The following is a 20,307-nucleotide window of genomic DNA, read 5'->3' as shown; positions in this document are numbered from 1 at the left end:
GCGTCTCCTTGTTGTTGCGCTGGCACCTCAAGCCAGGCGCGGCACCTCGTACACCAGGGCCGGCTGCAGTGTATCGATGGCTTCCACCGGCTCGGGCGGGCGCCACATGAACAGCGAGAAGGTCATCTTCTCGGGCGTTACGTCGATGATGGTAAAGCCGTTTTTCTCGGTGGGGTGCAGCGCCTCCTGCATGGCGACGGACAGCGCGGGCGTGGTCTCGATGCTGCGGAATGCCGAAGGGAAAGCGAGGTCGCCGGTGCCGAGCGTGCCGGTCATGACCGTATGCACCGGATGCGCGAACGCCAGATCGCCCGAGCGCGACATGGACCCGGCCGCCGATGCATGGAAGTCGCCCTGCACGATCACGGCCGCGCGCTGCTTCTGCTCGGCAAGCGCCGCCACCAGGCGCTGGTGCTGCGTGTGCCAGCCGGCCTGCCAACCGGGCTTAGGCTGGTTGGCGACGAGGCGGCCGGTCTTCCTGTCGAGCAGATCCGGATACCAGTCGCCCAGCTTGCCCGACGAATACGCAAACGGCAGCGACGGCACGTGGAAGAAATGCGCGGTGTCTTCAGCGCGCGTGCGTGCCACGAGCCAGTCTTCCACCCATTGCGGCACCACGCGTGCATGGATGCCTTTGTTGTCGAGAAAGCGCCGGCAGTCGTACAGCACGGCTTCGAGCAATGCGCCATAACGCAGCGTGCCGAAGGCGCTGTTGGTGTCCGCGGGCATGCCGGCCTTGTCACCGCCGGGCAGCCACACGGGGCGGTTCGCGTCGGGCAGGAACTCGGGGTAGTAGCGATGTTGCGTCAGCTCTGCACCCACCAGACCGTACGGCTCCGGCGGCAGGGTGGCCACCTTGTCGTCAAACTCGTCGTTCTCAAAGGTGTCGTGGTCGTCGGTCAGGAAATACGCGGGCGTGGAGCGCAGCGTGGTGCCGTACAGACCGCTGACCTGGTAGTCGCAAACGCGTGTGAAGATGGCTTCGTTCTTCGGGTGCGACATCGGCACAGACGTGTCGAGCGCGCCGCCAAACTTCGCCCACATCAGTTCGCGCACCTGGCGTGCGAACGGCTTGTTCTGCGAGGTCTGCAGATCCCAGTAGATGTGGTCGCCGTTGGCGATGACGGTGTCGGGCGCGAAGGACATCCCGCGCGCGAGCAGGCGGCGGCGGGCGGTCATGTCCAGCCATGCGGTCTTGCCGGCCACCGGTGGGCCATCGTAGCCGCCTGCGCAGGTGTAGGCCAGGATGCGCAGGCGCGCGGGGGTGGCATCGGGTGCGGGGAAAGTCCGCAGCGGCCATGCGTCGGCCAGTGGCTTGCCGCCTGCATCGACAATGCGCAGCGTGTATTCGGTGGCGGGCTGCAGGCCGCGCGCATCAAAGCGCCAGAAGCGGCCGGCGGCATCGGTTCGCTCGCCGGCGACGCGCTTGCCGTTGACCATCAGCCACGGCGCACGCGCAAGTGGTGCCTGAAACGACGCCTTGATGAGAAAGCGGTCGTGGCTCGCCGCCGGAATCAGATGCGCGAGCTGGCCGGCATGCCAGTTGGCGTCGGTTGCTTGCGCGCCTTCTGGCAGGCTCAGGCCCAGCGCGCCAAGGCTGGCAGCGGCAGTGCCTAGCGTCAGGAAATCGCGCCGGCTCATGCCGTGCGCGGGGGTATGCGGCGATTTATGGGAGGGCATCGTCCATCCTCTGGCGTGGTGCGGAGACGCCATCGTGCCGAGCCCTGCGCAGGCTGAATGTTCAGCTTTTGACAATTTAGGGGTAGGCCCCAATGCGGTCGGCTCGTCGCACCAATGACAAACGCCCCGATGGCCGAAGCCACCGGGGCGTTTGTCATGTCAGACGATGCTGGAGCTGCCGCTTAGTAGCCCCACACCTGCATTTCGTCGAGCGAGTAACCCCATTGCGTGGCGCGCTGCGTGCCGTACATGCGCACATAGCGGCCGCTGCCCTTGAGGTTGGCCAGCGATGTGTGGCCCCACGAAGCGCCGCTCGACGTCGAGTAGATGTTCGTCCACGTCACGCCATCATTCGAGGTCTGGATGTAGTACACCTTGGCGCCAGCGTCCCAGTACAGGTCGACGCCGGTGATGGTGCGGGTCGAGCCCAGATCCACCATCAGCCATTGCGCGCCGGCCACGCCTTCCACCGAATCCCAGCGCGTGCTGGTGGTGTTGCCGTCAAACGCATAGGCCGGGCCGAGGCTGGCGCTGTAGCTGGTGGACGCGCTGGCGGGCTTGCCTTGCGAGAGCAGCGTGATGGCCTGTGCTGCGGCCGTCGGCGTGCCCGGGTAGTAGTTCGAGCCGAGCTTCGCCTTGGTCGTGTCCGAGTTCACACCAAACTGCGACAGGCTCCAGCGCTGACCGTTGCTCGCGTCGCCCAGGTAGAGCTGGTAGCCACCGGCGCTCGTCGACGAGAAGAACACGTAGTTCGTGCCGTTCACGGGCGACGGGTCGGAGTTGTTGCTGTTGCAGTCGTTGAGCGTGAGCTGGTTGGGCGTGTCGCTTGGGTTGACCTTGGTGTAGATCTGGTCGGCCTGGCTGGTAGCGTCGTGCCAGCGGGCATAGAAGACGGTGCCGTCCGCGCGCACGATCGGGTAGTACGTCGCCAGGCCCGCCGGCGTGTCAAACGCCACCTTGGTGGTGCTGCCCACGGTCTGCTTGTAAAGGCCCATGCCCGAGCCCGTGCCCGTGGTGTAGTAGACGGCCGTGCCGTCCGGCGTGGCAAACGGCATCGAGTTTTCCAATGTCGGTGCCGTGCGCGTGAGGTTCACAGTCGAGGTGAAGACGGGGCCTGAGCTGGTGTACGACAGCGCGGCCTGCATGACATCGCCGTTCTGCTTGAAGAACAGCGATTTGCCGTCCGTGCTGAACTTCGGATCTTCATTGCGCGTCTGGCCGGTGCTGTTGGTCAGGTTGATCGGCATGCTGGTCGAACCGACTTGCCAGAAGAACACGTTCCACGCGTTGTTGGTGATGCCCATGAAGGCGATCCACTTGCCGTCAGGGCTGAACACCGCGTTCATCGGGTCCTGGATGCCCCAGGCCGCCTTCGACACCTGCTGCAGCGTGCGTGCCGAAAAATCGTAGATGAAGAGTTGGCTGGTGCCATCGCCGTAGCTGACGTAGCTGTGATACGCGAGCTTGCCAGTCAGGCTGGCGGGGAACGTCGTGTTGGATTGCGTGGGCGGATTGGCAACGCAGTTGGCCTGGGCACCGGCAGAGAACAGACCGAGGGCCGCGGTAGCGACAAGGCCAAGAGAAATCAGAGTGGAGCGCATGAAACGGGACTTCCTATGCAAATGGGTCAGTGGGGCGGGGGCAACCGCCGCATTAAGTCCGCGTCACTTTTCTGAATTTGGGCAAAGCTCCGCCAATTCCGGGAAATCCGGATTTGAAAAAGCGCCACAAACCGGGGGAGTGACGAGGATAAAGACGCGCCAAAAAACCCTGTTGCTTCGTACCGTCGTGTTTCTTGTCGGGGCCTCGACTACATCGAGAGGGCGAGTCGCGGACCAGACTGTAAGGGTTTCGCTGACACTGTGAAACCCCAATAAGAACGCCGTTCTTGCCCTAATTCGCTGCCGTGGTAGCGAATCGCCACACGTGCGTGTAAATCTGACACGTCAAATTTTCCGCACGTCGATCAAACTGCACGTGCGAAGTCGATATTGTTATTTTTACTGCGGCGTTTTGCCGCGCGGCGACGGTGCAAACCTTGCTGCTTGTCGCGTTTGCGCACCATCCTGAAGTGGCGCCGGCGCCCGCTTTGCGGCGTTTTCGATACGGCAAGCGGGTCATGCGCAGCGAGGCGCACCTGCACCGCCCGCAACCGCCATTGGCGGAAGCCGACGATACGAATTCGGCCTACCCGACGTTGTAAAAAAACTGCCCCGCGTAGCCAGCTTGCAATGGCGAGGGCGGGCATGCTGCATAAAAAGCAGATTTAAATAGTGGATGTTTTTTTGCGCAAAACTGTTTGGCAATCAATTTATTTATTTCTGTATTGCGTTATTCCTATATTCGAGAAAATCCACTAATTGCATCGACTATGCATGGACTGCAATTCGTTTCGGATTATGTATAGTTTCAGCACGCCAACGATTGCTCTCAGCAAAACGCAAGGCTGATCACGCTTTTCGCCCGTTTGAAATGAGGAAAGCCGGGAATGGGCGCGGGCATGGCGATTTAGGGTGTGCTCTGGAGGTCGAGGGAATGGGCGTTCACAACCAAGTGCCGCATGGCTGCGCAATATCCTGGCGGGCGGCATTGCTGCGCGAGTTGAATGCCCTGCGCGATGCCGATGCAGTCATCCGCTGCCTGCAAACGGCGGTGGTTCTGCTCGGCTTCGACTATTGCGCCTACGCCTTGCGTGCAGCCATTCCGATCACGCGCTTCAACACCATCTGCTGGAGCACCTATCCGGAGCCCTGGTGCGAGCACTACCGGGTGTGCGGCTATCTGGCGATCGATCCCGTGTTGCAGTTCGGGCAGCGCTGCGTCGAGCCAATGCTGTGGTCCAGCATCGCCACGGCAGACGCGCCGTTCTGGATGGACGCGCGCCGCCACGGGCTCAACCACGGTTGGTCGCACACCATACGAGATCACACCGGCATCTTCGGTACCTTCAGCCTGGTGCGCCGCGCCACGCCCATCACCGAAGAGGAGCTGGCCGCGAGCGAGCCCGAAATGATCTGGCTGAGCCAGCGCGCGCACGCCAGCATCAGCACGCTGATGGCCGAAAAGGTCTTGCCCGATGCCGCCGCGCGCTTGAAAGAGGTTGAACGCCAGACGCTGCACTGGACGGCCGAAGGCAAGACAGCGGCCGAAGTCGCGGCCATCCTGGAGATGACCGAGCGCAACGTGAACTTCCACATCCGCAACGCCATCACCAAGCTCAACGCCGCCAACAAGACGCATGCCGTGGTAAAGGCCGCGTTGCTCGGGCTGATTCCCGCGATGCTGTAGCGCAGGCGCAGAGATGTCAGGCCATGGCCCGCACGGCAGGGGCAGGGCGCATGGCCTCCAGATGGAAGCCGTTTTCGCTTTGCTTGGCGCGCCGCTTGGCCAGGGCGGCGGCGGTGCCGATGTCATCGCTGCTGCGCGCGGCACCGGGGTACACATGGAGCGCGCCCACCGCAATCGTCACGAAGCGGAAGAATGCGGGCAGGCCCTTGCGGTCTTCTGCATGGATGCCGCCCGCCGCGCGATCCGCCGGCGTGTACATGGCGAGCGCGTTGGCGTTGAACGCCACCATGGCCTGCGTGATGCGCGCCTGCCAGTCGGCGCTCTGAAACAGGATCAGGAAATCGTCGCCGCCCACGTGGCCGAGAAAGTCGCGCGTGGGCTCGCATGCAGTGGCCAGCACGGCGGCGGCCATCTTCAGCATCTCGTCGCCTTGCCAGTAGCCATATTGGTCGTTGAAGGGCTTGAAGTGGTTGAGGTCGACATAGCAGGCGTAGAACTCCGCGCGCGCTTCCAGCAAACGTTCAATGTGCAGGTTCAACGGAATGTTGCCTGGCAGGAACGTGAGCGGGTTGGCGTAGCGCGCGGCCTCGATGCGAATTTCCGTGACGGTGCGCACAAGCTCTTCGCCGGTGCCCAGGCCCAGGTAGCGGCCATGCTCGGTGATGATGAAACCGTCGGTCAGGTAGCGCTGGTCTTCGCTCATCAGCAGCGCCGACATGTCTTCCAGCGAAGCGGATTTTTCCACCAGCACCGGCTGGCGGTTGGCAAACGCCAGCGCCGGTTTCTTGCCGTACAGCTCGCGGTGATACGGCATCGCATAGCGGTCGATGAACGCTCGGCGTGCGATGAGCGCGAGCGGACGCTCGTCTTCATCAAGCAGCGCCACGGCGTGCAGATCGGGGTGACGGTTGAACAGGTGCAGCACCTCGTCGTTGCTGCTGCGCAAGGGCAAGGTAGGTGCCACACGCAGCAACTTGCTGGCCGTGATGGCGCGCCAGCCTACGCGCACAGCCTGCGGAAACACCGCAATCTGCGAAGACTGCAGCACACGCGCCGCCTGGCTCGACATGTCGCTCGCCGGCTTGTCCTGTGGCCGCGCGAGGAAGAAACCTTGCCCAAAGCGGATGCCCAGGTCGCGCACCACGCCCAGTTCGTCTTCAGTCTCCAGCCCTTCGGCAATGATGCTGGTGGCGCCGCCTTTGAGCGTCTGTTGCAGCGTGCGTGCCATGTCCAGCTTGGCCGGGTGCTTGGCAATGTCACGCAGGAAATATTTGTCGAGCTTGATGAAGTCGGGCGTGAGTTCGATCAGCAGGTTCAGGTTGGCATTGCCGGTGCCGAAATCGTCCAGCGCGCATTGCAGGCCAAAGTCGCGTGCCACCGACAGGGCCTCGGCAAAGCTGGCCAGATCATCGATGGGCGTTTGCTCGGTCAGTTCGATGACGATGCGCGAGGGGTGCAGGTCGTGGTCGGCAATGGCATGCAGCAGGCGGGCATGGTCTTCCAGCAACTGGCGTACGCCCAGTGCGCTGAAGTTCAGAAACAGCTTGCCCGGCAGCCGCATCGCCGAGAAATTGGCGATGGCCAGACGCGCAGCGGTGGTCTCCAGCGCAATCGTGCCTGCTGTGTCCGATGCAGCGGCAAACAGCGCCGCGGGCGACTCCATGGCCGAACCCGCCGGCCCGCGCAGCAGGGCTTCGTAGCCGAGCACCTCGGTGGTGGACAGGCGGAAGATCGGTTGGAACACCGTGCGCAGCATCTCGGGCGCAATGCCCGCGGGCAAGGGAAGCGGTGAGAAAGTCATGACGTTGGCGGCAGACGCAAGATCGGACATTCCGCTAAACGACCCGCTGAACACAGAGTTGAATGAACTTTTTGTGACGCACGCAGCGGCGCGGGTTCGCGGGAGATGGTCCCCACCACAGAGGGGCGTGGTTCAGAATGCGCGATGCGCGCGCATCTTCATCGGGCGCTGTGCATTTCGATCCTATTCACGCCGTGCTTGACCCTCACATTGTGTGAGGTCCTAGCCTGTGTCCAAGCCAGAAGACAGGAGCCACCATGTTGTTGAAAGTGGGCGATCTCGCCAAACGCTGCGGCCTCTCGGTGCGCATGCTGCATCACTACGACACCATCGGCCTGCTCACGCCTTCGGCCCGCTCCGACAGCGGCTACCGGCTGTACGACAGGGCTGACGTCGCCCGTCTGCACCAGATCCAGGCGTTGCGGCGCTTCGGTATGTCGCTGGCCGATGTCGGGGCTTTCCTGGCCAATCCGGACATTCCCCTGACCACGATCGTGGAACGGCAGATCGCGATGCTCGATCAGCAGATCACGCAAGCCAGCGTGCTGCGCGATCGACTGTCGCGGCTGCACGGCCAGCTCGTGCGCAAGGAGGAGCCCGAATTGACCGAGTGGCTCACAACCTTGGAATGGATGACCATGTACGACAAATACCTTTCGCAGGAAGAACGTGCCCGCGCCGAACGCATGGACGCCGATACCGCCCGCCACGAACGGTGGGCGGCATTGGTGTCGACCGTGCAGGATGCGATGACGCGCCAAGTGGCCTCACGCAGCAGCGAGGCGCAGGCGCTTGCCAAGCAATGGATGGGATTGCTCGCGCAGGACGCGGCGCTCGACCCGGTTCTCACGGCGAAGCTGCACACGATGCACATCAACGAGCCGGCGTTGCAGGAGCGCACCGGCATCAGCCTGGAAATGCTCGACTTCATCATGGAGGCGGCGAACGAAACCAAGCTGGCGATCTACGGGAAGTATCTATCGGCGCATGAGTTGCAATTCATGCGCGCGAACTTCGGCAAGCGTGCCAATGAGTGGCCGACCCTGATTGCGCAGGTGCGGCAGCATCTAGCCAAGGGCACGCCTCCGCATGCGCCGGCCATGCAGGAGCTTGCGCGGCATTGGATCGAGTTGTTCCGCTCGTATGCGGGCGACGATCCGCAAACGCAAGCCAAGGTGCGCCTGGCGATGGAGCGGGAGCCGGAGCTTTCCGCCAGCCCGTGGATGGGCCCGGACCTCATCGCCTATGTGCGTGAGGCAATGGAAAGTTTGAAGGCGGCAGCGTAAGCCGCCGCTTGCGCAATCCGAGGCGTCTGCCGGTCAGGCAGGCGCCTTGGCCGCGCGTTGTTGTGTATGCAAGAGGCCACCATCAAGGGCCAGCGTCTGGGCTCACACACCGCAGATCGAACAGTGCTTTCCGCCGCAGACATGGAGGACGCTGTTGCGGCGGCCGGAGCCCCCGGCGCTGCCTGGTCCGGTGATTGGTTTGCCCGCCAGTTGCTCATGCAGCGAACTGGGTTGCCAGCGTGAAACTGATTTCAATGCAACGCGCCCACCGGTCGGCATTGGCGCGGCGGGCGTGTCTTCGTCGCAATAGGGGCAGGGCGTGGGCGCGTGCAGTTTCGCAGCCGGAATCAGCCGTTCGAAAATGCCGTCGCAAGCGGTACAGCGGATGTCGTATAGCGGCATGAATGCCTCCGTTGCAGCGCCGGCCGTAGCGGTGCCGCCATGGCCGGCGCGTATTGGCCATCAGCGTCAGTCGGGCTTGCGGCCCCAGTGCGACTTGTCGTTCAGCATGCCCTTGGGGGTGATGTCCTGATCGAAGATCGCCGTGGGAATCGACACCGTGCAGGCGCAGTTCGGGATGTCGACAATGCCGCCGATGCGTCCCTCCACCGGCGCAGCCGTCAGCAGCATGTAGGCCTGGCTGGCGGTGAAGCCGAAGTGCGTCAGGTAATCGATGGCCTTCAGGCACGCTTGCCGGTAAGCGACGGTGGCATCCAGGTAGTAGTTGGTGCCGTTCTCCACACTGATGCCCTCGAAGGTCAACCACTGGTCGTAGCGCGGCTTGACGGGGCTGGGCATGAAGATCGGCGCGCTCAGGTTGTACTTGGCCATGCCGCCCTTGATGAGGTCGAACCCGACACGCGTGGCGCCGTCCATTTCGATCGCGCCGCAGAAGCCGATTTCGCCGTCGCCCTGGGAGAAATGCAGATCGCCCATCGAGAAGCCGGCGCCCTTGACGTACACCGGGAAGAAGATGCGGGTGCCGATCGACAGGTCCTTGATGTCGGTGTTGCCGCCGTGCTCGCGTGGCGGCACCGTGCGTGCAGCCTCGCCTGCCATGCGATCGAATTCTGCGCCGGACACGCCGCGCAGCACGGCGGTGCGCGGGTCAGGCGGCTGGGCCAGGCCCTTGGCGGCCAGCGGTGCTTCGCGGCGGTTCCATTCGTCCAGCAGTTCGCGGGAGGGCAGGCAGCCCATCAACCCAGGGTGTGTCAGGCCGGCCAGCCGGACGCCGGGAATATGGCGCGACGTGGCATAGACGCCTTTCAAGTCCCAGATGGCCTTGTCGGCATCGGGAAAATAATCCGCCAGGAAGCCGCCGCCGTTGGATTTTGCGAACACGCCGGAAAAGCCGATCGGCGTGACGGGCTTGATGTCGAGCAGGTCCACCACCAGCAGGTCGCCCGGCTCCGCGCCTTCAATGTAGAAGGGCCCTGTGAGCGGATGCGCGCGCGTCAGGTCGACATTGCGCACGTCGTCGACCTTGTCGTCGTCGCGGATCTGCGCGTCGAGAAAATCCAGCGATTCGATGATGATCTCTTCGCCGGGCTTGACCTTGGCAAGGAACGGGATGTCCGGATGCCAGCGGTTGTGGCCGAGTTCGGCCTGCTCTGCCAGTGGCTTGCCGGGCTGGATCTTGAAATGCTGCATGGTGGTTTCTCCTCAGGGAATTGGCGTCAGGCGTGGGGGATGCCATCGATGGGGCATTCGGGCGTGCCGGCGGTGCGGCGGGTGAGGGCCTCCACCTGCGCTCGCGCGGCGGCCGGATCGTTCACCCAGGTCTTGTAGAAATCGAAGGGGCAGGCGGCTACGCCTTCTGGCGTTTCACCGGAGTTGATGGTGCCGGTGTAGCCGCGGTGCAGGAGCTTATAAAGATGGTTCTGCGATTGCAGGTGCTTGCGCGCGTCGCGGATCAGCCCGACCGACAGCTCGGCGTACTGGATGCCCATCTCTTCGGTGCCGCATTCGCCCAGCGTGCGGCCGTCGAATCCAACGATGGCCGAGTGCCCGAAATACGAATACACGCCGTCGAACCCGGCCGCGTTGGCGACCGCCACGTAGACGTTGTTCATCCACGCCATGGCTTTGGACACCATCACCTGCTGCTCTTTGGCCGGGTACATGTATCCCTGGCAGCGGACGATCAGCTCGGCGCCCTTCATTGCGCAGTCGCGCCAGATCTCGGGGTAGTTGCCGTCGTCGCAGATGATCAGGCTGATCTTCAGGCCCTTGGGGCCTTCGGATACGTAGGTGCAGCCACCGGGATACCACCCTTCGATCGGGCACCACGGCATGATCTTGCGGTACTTCTGCACGATTTCACCCTGGTCGTTCATCAGGATGAGCGTGTTGTAGGGCGCCTTGTTGGGGTGGTCTTCATGACGTTCGCCGGTGAGCGAGAACACGCCCCACACCTTGGCCTCGCGGCATGCCGCGGCAAAAATGGCGGTCTCATCGCCGGGGATGGTGGCCGCCGTCTCGTACATCTCGGCGGCGTCGTACATGATCCCGTGCGTGGAGTATTCGGGAAACACCACGAGGTCCAGCCCGGGCAGACCTTGCTTCATGCCGACCAGCATCCGGCCGATGTTGCGCGCGTTCTCCAGCACCTCGGCGCGCGTGTGCAGGCGCGGCATCTTGTAGTTGACGACGGCCACGCCAACGCAGTCCTGGCTGCTCGAAATGTCCCCGTGACGCATGCTTGCTCCTATGGTGTGAGGTGAGTCAAACCGAGAGGTATCGGCTGATGGTGGCGGCATCGACCTTGTCGCGCGTTTCTTCGTAGACGAAGCGTCCTTTGTCGATGACGAGAAAGCGGTCGGCGATATCGAGGGTGAAGCTGAGCACCTGTTCCGACACGACGATGGTGAGCTGGCGCAGCTTGCGGATCTCCTTCAGCGCCCGTGCGATGTCCTTGATGATCGATGGCTGGATGCCCTCGGTCGGCTCGTCCAGCAGCAGAACCTTCGGGTTGGTGGCCAGTGCGCGGGCGATGGCGAGCTGCTGTTGCTGGCCGCCCGACAGGTTCCCGCTCTTGCGCCCGCGCATGTCGTACAGCACGGGGAACAGCGCATACAGTTCGTCCGGCACGCGCCCGCCGGCAGACGCCGGTAGACCGGTCTGGATGTTCTCCAGCACCGTCATGCTCGAAAACATCATGCGGCCCTGCGGCACGTAGGCGATGCCGCGCGCCACGCGCTGGAAAGAAGGCAGGGCCGTCAGTTCCTGGCCGTCGATCGACACGCTGCCCGAGCGCGTCGGAAGAATGCCCATCAGGGTTTTGAACAGCGTGGTCTTGCCCATGCCGTTGCGGCCCATCACGGCCACGATCTCCTGCGGTGCCACCTGCAGGTTCAGGGCATGGAGCACCTGGCTCTGGCCGTATCCGGAAACGAGGTCGGTCACGTTGAACATGTGCGGCTCCGGGGCTCAATGGCCCAGATAGACTTCAATGACTTTCGGGTCGGCTTGCACCGCATCCATGCTGCCTTCGGCCAGCACCTTGCCCTGGTGCAGCACGGTCACGCGGTGGGCGATGCTCTTGACGAACTCCATGTCGTGCTCGATGACGAGCACCGAGCGGCCCTGGCTGATGCGGCCGAGCAGTTCCGCTGTCTTCTCGCGTTCCGACACGCTCATGCCGGCCACGGGTTCATCGAGCATCACGAGTTCCGGCTCCTGCATGAGCAGCATGCCGATCTCAAGCCACTGCTTTTGCCCGTGCGAGAGCAGGTCCGCCTGCTGGTGCAAAAGGTCGTGCAGGAAGATGTCGCGGGCCACGGCTTCTACGCGCTCCACCACGTCGGGCGCGCGCCGGAAGGCGAGTGCGCCAAGCACCTTGCGCCCGCGCGGGAACGACATCTCCAGGTTCTCGAACACCGTCAGGTTTTCGTAGATGGAGGGGGTCTGAAACTTGCGGCCGACACCCGAGCGAACGATGTCGTGCTCGCGCATCTTCGTCAGCTCCAGGTTGTTGAAGCGGATGCTGCCCGAGGTGGCGCGCGTCTTTCCGCAGATCAGGTCCAGCACCGTGGTCTTGCCGGCGCCGTTGGGGCCGATCACCACGCGCACTTCGTTGCGGTCTACGTACAGGTTCAGGCTGTCCACCGCCTTGAAGCCATCGAACGACACGGTCAGGTCTTCGATCGCCAGCACGGGCTTGGGCATTTCCACGCCGATCGGTTGGGTCATGATGGTCTCCGGGTTTAGCCTTGCGCGGTGGCGCTGGGCGCCGGTTTTGCCGCCGTGCGGCGGCCTTGCAGCAGCCGTGCGATCCATTTGCGGCCGTGGCTGTCGTACAGGCCGGCCAGGCCGTTGGGGAAGTACATGACCACGGCGATGAACAGGCCGCCCATCAGGAACAGCCACAGCTGCGGGAAGGACTCAGAGAAGTACGTCTTGCCGAAATTGACGAGCAGCGTGCCGTACACCGCGCCCAGCAGCGAGAGGCGTCCGCCCACCGCGGCATAGATGACCATCTCGATCGACGGCACGATGCCGACGAACGACGGCGACATGAAGCCCACCTGCAGCGTGAACATCGCCCCGCCGATGGCCGACATGGCCGCCGCCACGCAGAACACGAACACCTTGAAGCTGGCGACGTCGTAACCGGAGAAGCGCACGCGCTCTTCCTTGTCGCGCATCGCCATCAGCAGGCGGCCGAGTTTGGAACGCAGGATGAAGCGTCCGAGCACGATGCAGCCGACCAGCAGGCCGGCGGTGACGAAGTACAGGATCAGCTTGGCGGAGTCGGTGCGGATGTCCCAGCCGAGCAGCGTCTTCAGGTCGGTGATGCCGTTGACGCCGCCCGTCCAGCCCTGCTGCCCGATGATGAGGATCGACAGGATGGCCGCGATAGCCTGCGTGACGATCGAGAAATACACGTCGCCCACGCGCCGCTTGAACATGGCGATGCCGATCAGCAATGCAAGCAGCGTGGGCACCAACACCACCGCGACCACCGCGAAGCCGAAGTGGCGGAACGGCTCCCAGAACAACGGCAGGGCGGTCAACTGGTTCCAGTCCATGAAGTCGGGAATGCCGGGCGTAGACTGGATCTTGGTGCTGACCGGGTCGGAGGCTTCCAGCTTGAGGAACATCGCCATGCAATAGCCGCCGAGCCCGAAGAACACACCCTGGCCCAGGCTCAGGATGCCGCCGTAGCCCCAGCACAGCACCAGGCCGACGGCCACGAAGGCATAGCTCAGGTACTTGCCGATCAGGTTCAGGCGGAATACATCAAACGCCAGCGGCATGACGACGAAGATGACGGCGCAGAGTACGGCCAGACCGAGCCAATCGCGCTTGCGCTCTAGCCGTGAATGAAGCGTGGGGTTCATGTCGGACTCCTTATTTGCGGACCTTGACCGAGAACAGCCCCTGGGGCCGCATCATCAGGATCAGGATCACGGCCGAGAGCGTCAGCACCTTCGCCATCGAGCCTGTGAGGAAGAACTCGGTGGTCGATTGCGTCTGGGCGATGGTGAAAGCCGACGCGATGGTGCCCAGCAGGCTTTGCGCGCCGCCGAACACCACCACCAGGAAGGTGTCGACGATGTACAGCGACCCCGAAGTCGGGCCGGTCGAACCGATGGTGGTGAACGCGGCTCCCGCTACCCCGGCCACGCCACAACCGAGTGCGAACGTCATGCGGTCCACGCGCCGCGTGTCGATGCCGACCGCACCGCTCATCACGCGGTTCTGCACCGTGGCGCGCACCTGCAGGCCCCACCGCGAGCGGAACAGCAGGAGGAACAGCGCACCGGTCAGCAGCGTGGTCAGTGCCATCACAAACAGGCCGTTGATCGGGATATCGATGCCGCCGCCGGGCGAGAACGATCCCATCAGCCAGTCGGGCAGCGCGGGGCTAACCTCCTTCGCCCCAAAGATGGAGCGGAAAGCCTGCTGCATGGCCAGGCTCAGGCCCCAGGTGGCGAGCAGCGTGTCGAGCGGGCGGTTGTAGAGCCGCGAGATCATCAACCGCTCGACTGCGTAACCCATGGCCGCTGCCAGTACGAACGACAGCAGCACGGCCGCAAAGAAGTAGTACGGCTGCAGTGCTGGCGCGTAGCTGGCGGTGAGCGTCGACAGGAGGTACGTGGTGTAGGCGCCGATGGTGAGGAACTCGCCATGGGCCATGTTGATCACGCCCATCTGCCCAAAGATGATGGCCAGGCCGAGTGCCATCAGCAGCAGCACGCAGAAGAACGACAGGCCGTTGAAGCCTTGCATGGCGAAGATCGCCCCGAATTCCGACAACGAGGTCATGGCGGCTCCACGAAGACGATGGATGCGGTGGGAAGCGGTCCGTCCGGTTTGCAAACCCTGTTGCGGCCGGACCGCGTCTGCGGCGGGTTACTGGTAACCCTTCGGGAACGGATTCGGTTCGATCAGACCCGACTCGTAGACAACCTTGAACTGGCCATCCGTCTGGACTTGCCCGATGCGCGTCTTGCTCCACAGGTGGTGGTTGGCGTGCACCTTCACGTAGCCTTCCGGCGCGGTGTTCAGCTCAATGCCGGGCGAGGCCGCGACGACCTTGTCGACGTCAAAGCTGCCGGCCCTTTTCAACCGCCGCCTTCCACAGCCACGGGCCGAGGTAAGCCGCCTGGGTGACGTCGCCGATGACGGCCTTGGCGCCGTACTTGGCCTTGAAGGCCTCGACAAATTTCTTGTTGTTGGGGTTGTCCAGGCTCTGGAAGTACTTCATGGAGGCGTAGAAGCCGGCCATGTTCTCGCCGCCGATACCGAGCAGCTCATCTTCCGTGACGGACAGCGTCAGCAGCGTCTGCTTGTCGGCGGTCACGCCCGCTGCCTTCATCTGCTTGTAGAAGGCCACGTTGGAACCGCCCACCACGGCAGCGAAAATCACGTCGGGCTTCTTGAGCTTCATCTTGTTGATCAGCGAGCCGAACTGCGTGTTGCCGAGCGGGTAGTACTCCTCGCCGACCACCTCGCCGTGCAGCACGTTTTCGATGTGCTTGCGCGCGATCTTCATCGACGTGCGCGGCCAGATGTAGTCGGAGCCGACCAGATAGAACGTCTTTGCCTTCTTCTCCTTGGCCACCCAATCCAGCCCGGCCAGGATCTGCTGCGTGGCTTCCTGCCCGGTGTAGATCACGTTCTTGGATTGTTCCAGCCCCTCGTAGAACGTGGGGTAGTACAGCAGGCCGTTGTCTTTCTCGAACACCGGCAGCACGGCCTTGCGCGACGCCGAGGTCCAGCAGCCGAACACGGTGGCGACACGGTCAGCTTCGAGCAGCTTCTTTGCCTTCTCGGCAAAGGTCGGCCAGTCCGATGCGCCGTCCTCCTGGATGATCTTGATCTTGCGACCCAGCACGCCGCCCGCGGCGTTGATCTGGTCGATGGCCAGGCGCTCTGCCTGGATCGATCCAGTCTCGCTGATCGCCATGGTGCCGGTTGCCGAATGCAGTTGGCCGACCGTGACCTCGGTGTCGGTCACGGCAAGCTTGGTGGTATTGACCTTGGCAGTCGGGTGCGATTGCGCGAGCGCGGCAAGCGGCGCCGCCAGCAGTGGCGTGACGGCAAGACACAAGGCGAGGCGCCGAAGGCGCGAGGGGTGGCGTGACATCGTGGTTTCTCCCGGTTGCGGATGGTGGTCGGTGTGAACAGGCATGGAGGCAAGCCTAGGCGGGGGCCTCGATTGCAGGAATACGTCAACCGACGTACAGCGCGGCCGCATTGCACGGCGCAGCCATCCGCAAGCAAAAACGCAGCGACATCACGGCAGTGAGCCGGGCGAGCGTCAGGGCGGAACGGAACTTGCATCGCCCGCCGCGCCTTCTCGCCTAGAGCATGAAGCTCAGGCGCGGTTCACCGAAACGGGGAGCGTTCGTGCACCAATCCGGCACCCAGCGCATCGTCAAGATCCGTCGTGACTACAACACGTGGGTCGCCGACGAGACGCTGGAAGACTACGCATTGCGCTATACGCCGCGCGGATTCCGCAAGTGGTCGGAATTCCGCGTGGCGAATACCGCGCTGGGAGCCACCTCGTTCCTGGCGCTGGAGGCCATTGGCGGTTCGCTGGCCATCAACTACGGCTTTACCAACGCGTTCTGGGCCATCGTGGTGGTGAGCGTGCTGATCTTCCTGACCGGCCTGCCGATCAGCTATTACGCAGCGCGCTTCGGTGTCGACATGGACCTGCTCACGCGCGGCGCCGGCTTCGGTTACATCGGCTCGACGGTCACCTCGCTCGTGTATGCGACCTTCACGTTCATCTTCTTGGCGCTGGAGGCGGCCATCATGGCGCTGGCCGTGCAGCTTTACGTCGGGCTGCCGCTCCCCATTGCCTATGTGCTGTGCTCGCTGGTGATCATCCCGTTGGTGACGCACGGCATCACGGCGATCAACCGGCTGCAGAGCTGGACCCAGGTGCTGTGGCTGGTGTTGCTGGTGCTGCCCTACGCTGCAGTGTTGCTGCGCAATCCGCGCGCCTTTGCCGACTGGCCGAGCTTTGGCGGCCTGTCGGAGTCGGGGCGCGATTTCAACCTGCTGGCCTTTGGCGCCGGCTGCACCGTGGCCTTTGCGCTCATCGTGCAGATTGGCGAGCAGGTCGACTACCTGCGCTTTCTGCCCGAGAAGACGCGCGCCAACCGCGGCAAGTGGTGGCTGGCCCTGCTGGCGGCCGGGCCCGGTTGGGTGGTGCCGGGCGCGCTGAAGATGCTGGGCGGCTCCTTTCTCGTCTTCCTCGCCGTTCAGCACGAGGTGGGCACGGCGCGCGCCGTGGAGCCCACGCAGATGTACCTGGTGGCCTATCAGTACGTGTTCGGCTCACCTGCGTTGGCGATGGCGGCCATGGCGTTGTTCGTGGTGGTGTCGCAGATCAAGATCAACGTCACCAATGCCTACGCCGGTTCACTGGCATGGTCCAACTTCTTTGCGCGCCTCACGCACAGTCATCCGGGGCGGGTGGTGTGGCTCGTCTTCAACGTGCTCATCGCACTGCTGCTGATGGAGCTGGGCGTGTTCGAGGCACTGAGCGAAGTGCTGGCGCTGTACGCCAACGTTGCCATCGCCTGGATCGGCGCGCTGGTGGCGGACCTCGTCATCAACAAGCCATTGGGATACAGCCCCGCGCACATCGAGTTCAAGCGCGCGTACCTCTACGACGTGAATCCGGTTGGCGTGGGCGCCATGCTGATCGCCTCGGTGGTCGCGACGCTCGCTCACCTCGGGTTGTTCGGTGCCGTGACGGAAGCGCTGTCGCCGTTCGTCGCATTGGGCATGGCGTTCCTTTGCGCGCCGCTCATCGCCGTGGCCACGCGCGGGCGGTTCTACCTCGCCCGCAAGGTGCACGCGCCCGCCGACGCCGAACATGCGCACGCCGGCGCCATGCGCTGCGTCATCTGTGAGAACGTGTTCGAGCAAGAGGACATGGCGCATTGCCCCGCCTACGCCGGCAGCATCTGCTCGCTATGCTGCTCGCTGGATGCGCGCTGCGGCGATGCCTGTAAGCCGCACGGCAGACTGTCTGCGCAAATCGCGCAGGCGTGGCGACATTGGTTTCCAAACACTGAACTGCCGCGACTGCACGTGCGCGTGGCGCAGTACGCCGCCGTGCTGCTGATCGTGCTGGGCTTGCTGGCAGGTGTGTTGACGCTGATCTACTACCAGACCGCCGTCACCCTGAGCGCGGACCAATCGCCGTTGCAATTGCTGGCGCGCGGTTACATCAAGGCGTTCTTTGCGCTGGCGCTGGTCGGCTGCGTGGGCGCCTGGTGGCTGGTGCTGGCCAAGGAAAGCCGCAAGGTCGCGCAGGAAGAGTCCAACCGCCAGACCATGCTGCTGATGCGCGAGATCGAAGCGCACCGCAAGACCGATGCCATGCTGCAGCAGGCCAAGCAAGCCGCCGAGTCTGCCAACCGGGCCAAGAGCCGCTACGTGACGGGCTTGAGCCATGAACTGCGCACGCCGCTCAACAGCATCCTCGGCTATGCGCAACTGCTGATGCGCGACGCGTCGATTCCACCTGCGCGTCGCGAGGGCCTTGCCACCATCTTCCGCAGTGGCGAGCACCTCTTGGCCTTGGTCGACGGGCTGCTGGACGTTGCACGCATCGAGGCCGGCAAGCTGCAACTCGACGTGAGCCAGGTGGCGTTTCCTGCGTTCCTGACGCAGATCGAAGCGATGATGGAACCGCATGCTTCTGAAAAAGGACTGGCCTTCCGCATGGAGCATGTGGGCCGCATTCCCGATGCGGTGCGCATGGACGAGAAGCGCGTGCGCCAGATCCTGATCAATCTGCTGGGCAACGCGGTGCGCTTTACGGACAGCGGTACGGTGTCGCTGCGTGTGGCCTACGCGCGTGAGATTGCCACGTTCGAAATTCTCGATACTGGCATCGGCATTGCCTCGGATGAACTGGAGCGCATTTTCCTGCCGTTCGAGCGGGGCGCCGCAGCGCACGCGCAGGACAACGGCGCTGGCCTCGGCTTGACCATCTGCCGCATGCTCACCACGCTGATGGGTGGCCAGCTGAGCGTGGACAGTGTGCCCGGTGAGGGCACGCGCTTCACCGTGCGACTGTTTCTGCCGGAGGTGCGCGAGCCCCGCGCGGTCGACCGCATTCGCCATGTCAGCGGGTATCGCGGTGTGCGGCGGACCGTGCTGGTGGTGGATGACCAACGCGAGCAGCGCCGCATCGTGGTGGGCGCGCTCGCGCCGCTGGGCTTCACGCTCGTCGAAGCCGCCAGCGGGCCCGAGGCGATGCGCCAGCTCGGCACCTTGCCGGTCGACCTGATCGTGATGGATGTCTCGATGCCATCAATGGACGGCTTCGAGGCCAGCCGGCTGATCCGCAAGCAGGCACTTAGTGTTGCGCCAATCCTGGTGTTGTCGGCCAATGCGTTTGCCGGTGACCGTGCACGCGGTGCCGCTGCCGGATGCGACGACTACCTTGCCAAGCCTGTGCACCTGCCACATCTGCTCGACAAAGTGGGCGAGCTGCTCAACCTCGCATGGATTGTCGACAGCGAAGCGGTTGAGGAAGCGCCGCCGCCGGCACGCTCGCATGCGCCGCTGCCGGCAGAGCTGGTCGCACAGTTGCGGCCGCTGCTCGAGATCGGCTACATCCGCGGGCTCATCGAATTGCTGGATGAAGCCGAACATCGCGATCCTGATCTTGCCGGCGTGCTGCAACCTGTGCGTTCGGCCGCGCGGCGCTTCCGGCTGACTGAACTGGATATGTTGCTCAAAGGAGCCCCTTCAGATGAACACAGCGTGGATTGACCATGCCGGCGCGGCGGCGCTGCATATGCCATCGGCCTCGCAGGCGATCGGTGCGGCCGCTGCGGGCTCCGGCGTCGTGCTCATCGTTGACGATACGCCGGACAATCTGGCGCTGCTGTCCGATGCGCTCGACGCGGTCGGCTACACCGTTCTGGTGGCGCTGGACGGGCCCAGCGCGCTGGATCGCATCGAGCGCCTGACCCCCGACATCATCCTGCTGGACGCCGTCATGCCCGGCATCAGCGGCTTCGAGACCTGCGAGCACATCAAGGCTAATGCGCGTCACGCGCAGATTCCCGTGATCTTCATGACGGGACTGACGGAGAGCGAGCACGTTGTGCGCGGTTTCCGCGCAGGCGGTATCGACTACATCACCAAGCCGATCCGCCCGGAAGAGGTGCTTGCGCGTGTTGCTGCGCATCTGGAGCGAGCCCGTGCGCACCGGCAGGCAGACGAGATCGTTGGGCTAGGTGGGCGTGCGGCGCTAGTGGCCGATTTGCATGGCGCGATCCACTGGCGCAGTTCGCGGGTCGCGCCGTTGCTTGCACGCTTTTATCCGGACCACGGCGACATGCAGCGGCTGCCGCCGGTATTGCAGCAGTGGCTGGCGCAGAGCGTGGGACCCGTTGGCGCGCCGGAGGCCGGCCGGATGGCGGAAGACGGCGAGGGCGTGCGGCTGGTGGCAAGGTTGGCTGGCCCCGCGCCGCACAGCGCGTGGGTCATCCAGCTGGAAGAGCACGACGACCGCAAGGTGAGCGATCGCCTCTGCGCAAGGTTTCGTCTGACCGCGCGCGAGGCGGAGGTGCTGCTGTGGATTTCACGCGGCAAGACCAATCGCGACATCGGCGACATCCTCGGTATGCGCCCACGTACCGTCAACAAGCACCTCGAGCACATCTTCGAGAAGCTTGGTGTGGAAACGCGCGCCGCGGCGGCCGCGCTTGCTTTGCAGTCTCAGCCGGGCTGAGGGTCCGTCAGGCTGCGCCGGTTTCGTGG

At 63.9% G+C, this 20,307-nt stretch carries 15 protein-coding genes and 1 pseudogene; 4 read left to right on the top strand and 12 right to left on the bottom strand.

Going from position 1 to position 20,307, the window contains the following annotated elements:
• Positions 1 to 27: 27 nt before the first annotated feature.
• From NKG59_RS20170 to NKG59_RS20160, 3 genes are all read right to left on the bottom strand, one after another.
• Complete coding sequence (locus tag NKG59_RS20170; protein WP_253540399.1) at positions 28 to 1,680, bottom strand: alkaline phosphatase D family protein; 1,653 nt, start codon at positions 1,678 to 1,680, stop codon at positions 28 to 30.
• Positions 1,681 to 1,862: 182 nt separating this feature from the next.
• Complete coding sequence (locus NKG59_RS20165; protein ID WP_253540395.1) at positions 1,863 to 3,281, bottom strand: discoidin domain-containing protein; 1,419 nt, start codon at positions 3,279 to 3,281, stop codon at positions 1,863 to 1,865.
• A 365-nt stretch (positions 3,282 to 3,646) separates the two neighbouring features.
• A complete protein-coding gene (locus tag NKG59_RS20160; RefSeq protein WP_253540392.1) occupies positions 3,647 to 3,928 on the bottom strand; it encodes a hypothetical protein in 282 nt (93 codons plus the stop codon).
• Positions 3,929 to 4,215: 287 nt separating this feature from the next.
• Between NKG59_RS20160 and NKG59_RS20155 the strand changes: the two genes are divergently transcribed.
• Positions 4,216 to 4,968 (top strand): autoinducer binding domain-containing protein, encoded by a 753-nt coding sequence (locus NKG59_RS20155; RefSeq protein ID WP_253540389.1) that lies wholly within the window; start codon positions 4,216 to 4,218, stop codon positions 4,966 to 4,968.
• 16 nt (positions 4,969 to 4,984) lie between these two features.
• Here NKG59_RS20155 and NKG59_RS20150 read toward each other — a convergent pair whose 3' ends face one another.
• Positions 4,985 to 6,769, bottom strand: a complete 1,785-nt coding sequence (locus NKG59_RS20150) for an EAL domain-containing protein (RefSeq protein ID WP_253540386.1) — start codon at positions 6,767 to 6,769, stop codon at positions 4,985 to 4,987.
• 257 nt (positions 6,770 to 7,026) lie between these two features.
• Here NKG59_RS20150 and NKG59_RS20145 point away from each other — a divergent pair, with 257 nt between their 5' ends.
• Positions 7,027 to 8,055, top strand: a complete 1,029-nt coding sequence (locus NKG59_RS20145) for a MerR family transcriptional regulator (protein ID WP_253540383.1) — start codon at positions 7,027 to 7,029, stop codon at positions 8,053 to 8,055.
• 102 nt (positions 8,056 to 8,157) lie between these two features.
• Here the strand turns inward: NKG59_RS20145 and NKG59_RS20140 are convergent, their stop codons facing one another.
• The 8 genes and pseudogenes from NKG59_RS20140 to urtA all read right to left on the bottom strand — a co-directional run bounded on the left by NKG59_RS20140 (position 8,158) and on the right by urtA (position 15,649).
• Complete coding sequence (locus NKG59_RS20140) at positions 8,158 to 8,457, bottom strand: FmdB family zinc ribbon protein (RefSeq protein ID WP_092970957.1); 300 nt, start codon at positions 8,455 to 8,457, stop codon at positions 8,158 to 8,160.
• A 66-nt stretch (positions 8,458 to 8,523) separates the two neighbouring features.
• On the bottom strand, positions 8,524 to 9,705 hold the full coding sequence (fmdA, locus tag NKG59_RS20135; protein WP_253540380.1) for a formamidase: 1,182 nt from the start codon (positions 9,703 to 9,705) through the stop codon (positions 8,524 to 8,526).
• A gap of 26 nt (positions 9,706 to 9,731) precedes the next feature.
• Positions 9,732 to 10,754, bottom strand: a complete 1,023-nt coding sequence (locus tag NKG59_RS20130) for an aliphatic amidase (RefSeq protein ID WP_253540377.1) — start codon at positions 10,752 to 10,754, stop codon at positions 9,732 to 9,734.
• 25 nt (positions 10,755 to 10,779) lie between these two features.
• Positions 10,780 to 11,469, bottom strand: a complete 690-nt coding sequence (gene urtE, locus NKG59_RS20125) for an urea ABC transporter ATP-binding subunit UrtE (protein WP_027679771.1) — start codon at positions 11,467 to 11,469, stop codon at positions 10,780 to 10,782.
• A 15-nt stretch (positions 11,470 to 11,484) separates the two neighbouring features.
• Entirely contained in the window at positions 11,485 to 12,246 is a 762-nt protein-coding gene (gene urtD, locus NKG59_RS20120) for an urea ABC transporter ATP-binding protein UrtD (RefSeq protein WP_253540374.1), read from the bottom strand.
• A 14-nt stretch (positions 12,247 to 12,260) separates the two neighbouring features.
• A complete protein-coding gene (gene urtC, locus NKG59_RS20115; protein ID WP_253540371.1) occupies positions 12,261 to 13,397 on the bottom strand; it encodes an urea ABC transporter permease subunit UrtC in 1,137 nt (378 codons plus the stop codon).
• A gap of 10 nt (positions 13,398 to 13,407) precedes the next feature.
• Complete coding sequence (gene urtB, locus NKG59_RS20110; protein WP_253540368.1) at positions 13,408 to 14,325, bottom strand: urea ABC transporter permease subunit UrtB; 918 nt, start codon at positions 14,323 to 14,325, stop codon at positions 13,408 to 13,410.
• A gap of 87 nt (positions 14,326 to 14,412) precedes the next feature.
• A pseudogene (gene urtA, locus NKG59_RS20105) lies at positions 14,413 to 15,649 on the bottom strand (urea ABC transporter substrate-binding protein).
• 224 nt (positions 15,650 to 15,873) lie between these two features.
• Between urtA and NKG59_RS20100 the strand changes: the two are divergent.
• Both NKG59_RS20100 and NKG59_RS20095 read left to right on the top strand, forming a co-directional pair.
• Positions 15,874 to 19,311 (top strand): hybrid sensor histidine kinase/response regulator, encoded by a 3,438-nt coding sequence (locus NKG59_RS20100; protein WP_420804037.1) that lies wholly within the window; start codon positions 15,874 to 15,876, stop codon positions 19,309 to 19,311.
• The gene (locus tag NKG59_RS20095; protein WP_253540362.1) at positions 19,292 to 20,278 is read left to right on the top strand and encodes a response regulator transcription factor; all 987 of its coding nucleotides are present in this window, start codon (positions 19,292 to 19,294) and stop codon (positions 20,276 to 20,278) included. Before NKG59_RS20100 ends, NKG59_RS20095 begins: the two co-directional genes overlap by 20 nt.
• Positions 20,279 to 20,307: the final 29 nt, after the last annotated feature.

Source organism: Ralstonia chuxiongensis, assembly GCF_024158925.1.
Lineage (GTDB): Bacteria > Pseudomonadota > Gammaproteobacteria > Burkholderiales > Burkholderiaceae > Ralstonia > Ralstonia chuxiongensis.
The sequence above is the reverse complement of the archived record's forward strand: the minus strand, read 5'-3'. Positions and strand labels throughout refer to the sequence as shown.

Coding starts and splice junctions, on each gene's coding strand:
- urtC (WP_253540371.1), bottom strand. CDS start 13,397: ATGAACCCCACGCTTCATTCACGGCTAGAGCGCAAGCGCGATTGGCTC.
- fmdA (WP_253540380.1), bottom strand. CDS start 9,705: ATGCAGCATTTCAAGATCCAGCCCGGCAAGCCACTGGCAGAGCAGGCC.
- urtD (WP_253540374.1), bottom strand. CDS start 12,246: ATGACCCAACCGATCGGCGTGGAAATGCCCAAGCCCGTGCTGGCGATC.
- NKG59_RS20130 (WP_253540377.1), bottom strand. CDS start 10,754: ATGCGTCACGGGGACATTTCGAGCAGCCAGGACTGCGTTGGCGTGGCC.
- NKG59_RS20100 (WP_420804037.1), top strand. CDS start 15,874: ATGAAGCTCAGGCGCGGTTCACCGAAACGGGGAGCGTTCGTGCACCAA.
- NKG59_RS20150 (WP_253540386.1), bottom strand. CDS start 6,769: ATGACTTTCTCACCGCTTCCCTTGCCCGCGGGCATTGCGCCCGAGATG.
- urtE (WP_027679771.1), bottom strand. CDS start 11,469: ATGTTCAACGTGACCGACCTCGTTTCCGGATACGGCCAGAGCCAGGTG.
- urtB (WP_253540368.1), bottom strand. CDS start 14,325: ATGACCTCGTTGTCGGAATTCGGGGCGATCTTCGCCATGCAAGGCTTC.
- NKG59_RS20170 (WP_253540399.1), bottom strand. CDS start 1,680: ATGCCCTCCCATAAATCGCCGCATACCCCCGCGCACGGCATGAGCCGG.
- NKG59_RS20160 (WP_253540392.1), bottom strand. CDS start 3,928: ATGCCCGCCCTCGCCATTGCAAGCTGGCTACGCGGGGCAGTTTTTTTA.
- NKG59_RS20165 (WP_253540395.1), bottom strand. CDS start 3,281: ATGCGCTCCACTCTGATTTCTCTTGGCCTTGTCGCTACCGCGGCCCTC.
- NKG59_RS20145 (WP_253540383.1), top strand. CDS start 7,027: ATGTTGTTGAAAGTGGGCGATCTCGCCAAACGCTGCGGCCTCTCGGTG.
- NKG59_RS20155 (WP_253540389.1), top strand. CDS start 4,216: ATGGGCGTTCACAACCAAGTGCCGCATGGCTGCGCAATATCCTGGCGG.
- NKG59_RS20140 (WP_092970957.1), bottom strand. CDS start 8,457: ATGCCGCTATACGACATCCGCTGTACCGCTTGCGACGGCATTTTCGAA.
- NKG59_RS20095 (WP_253540362.1), top strand. CDS start 19,292: ATGAACACAGCGTGGATTGACCATGCCGGCGCGGCGGCGCTGCATATG.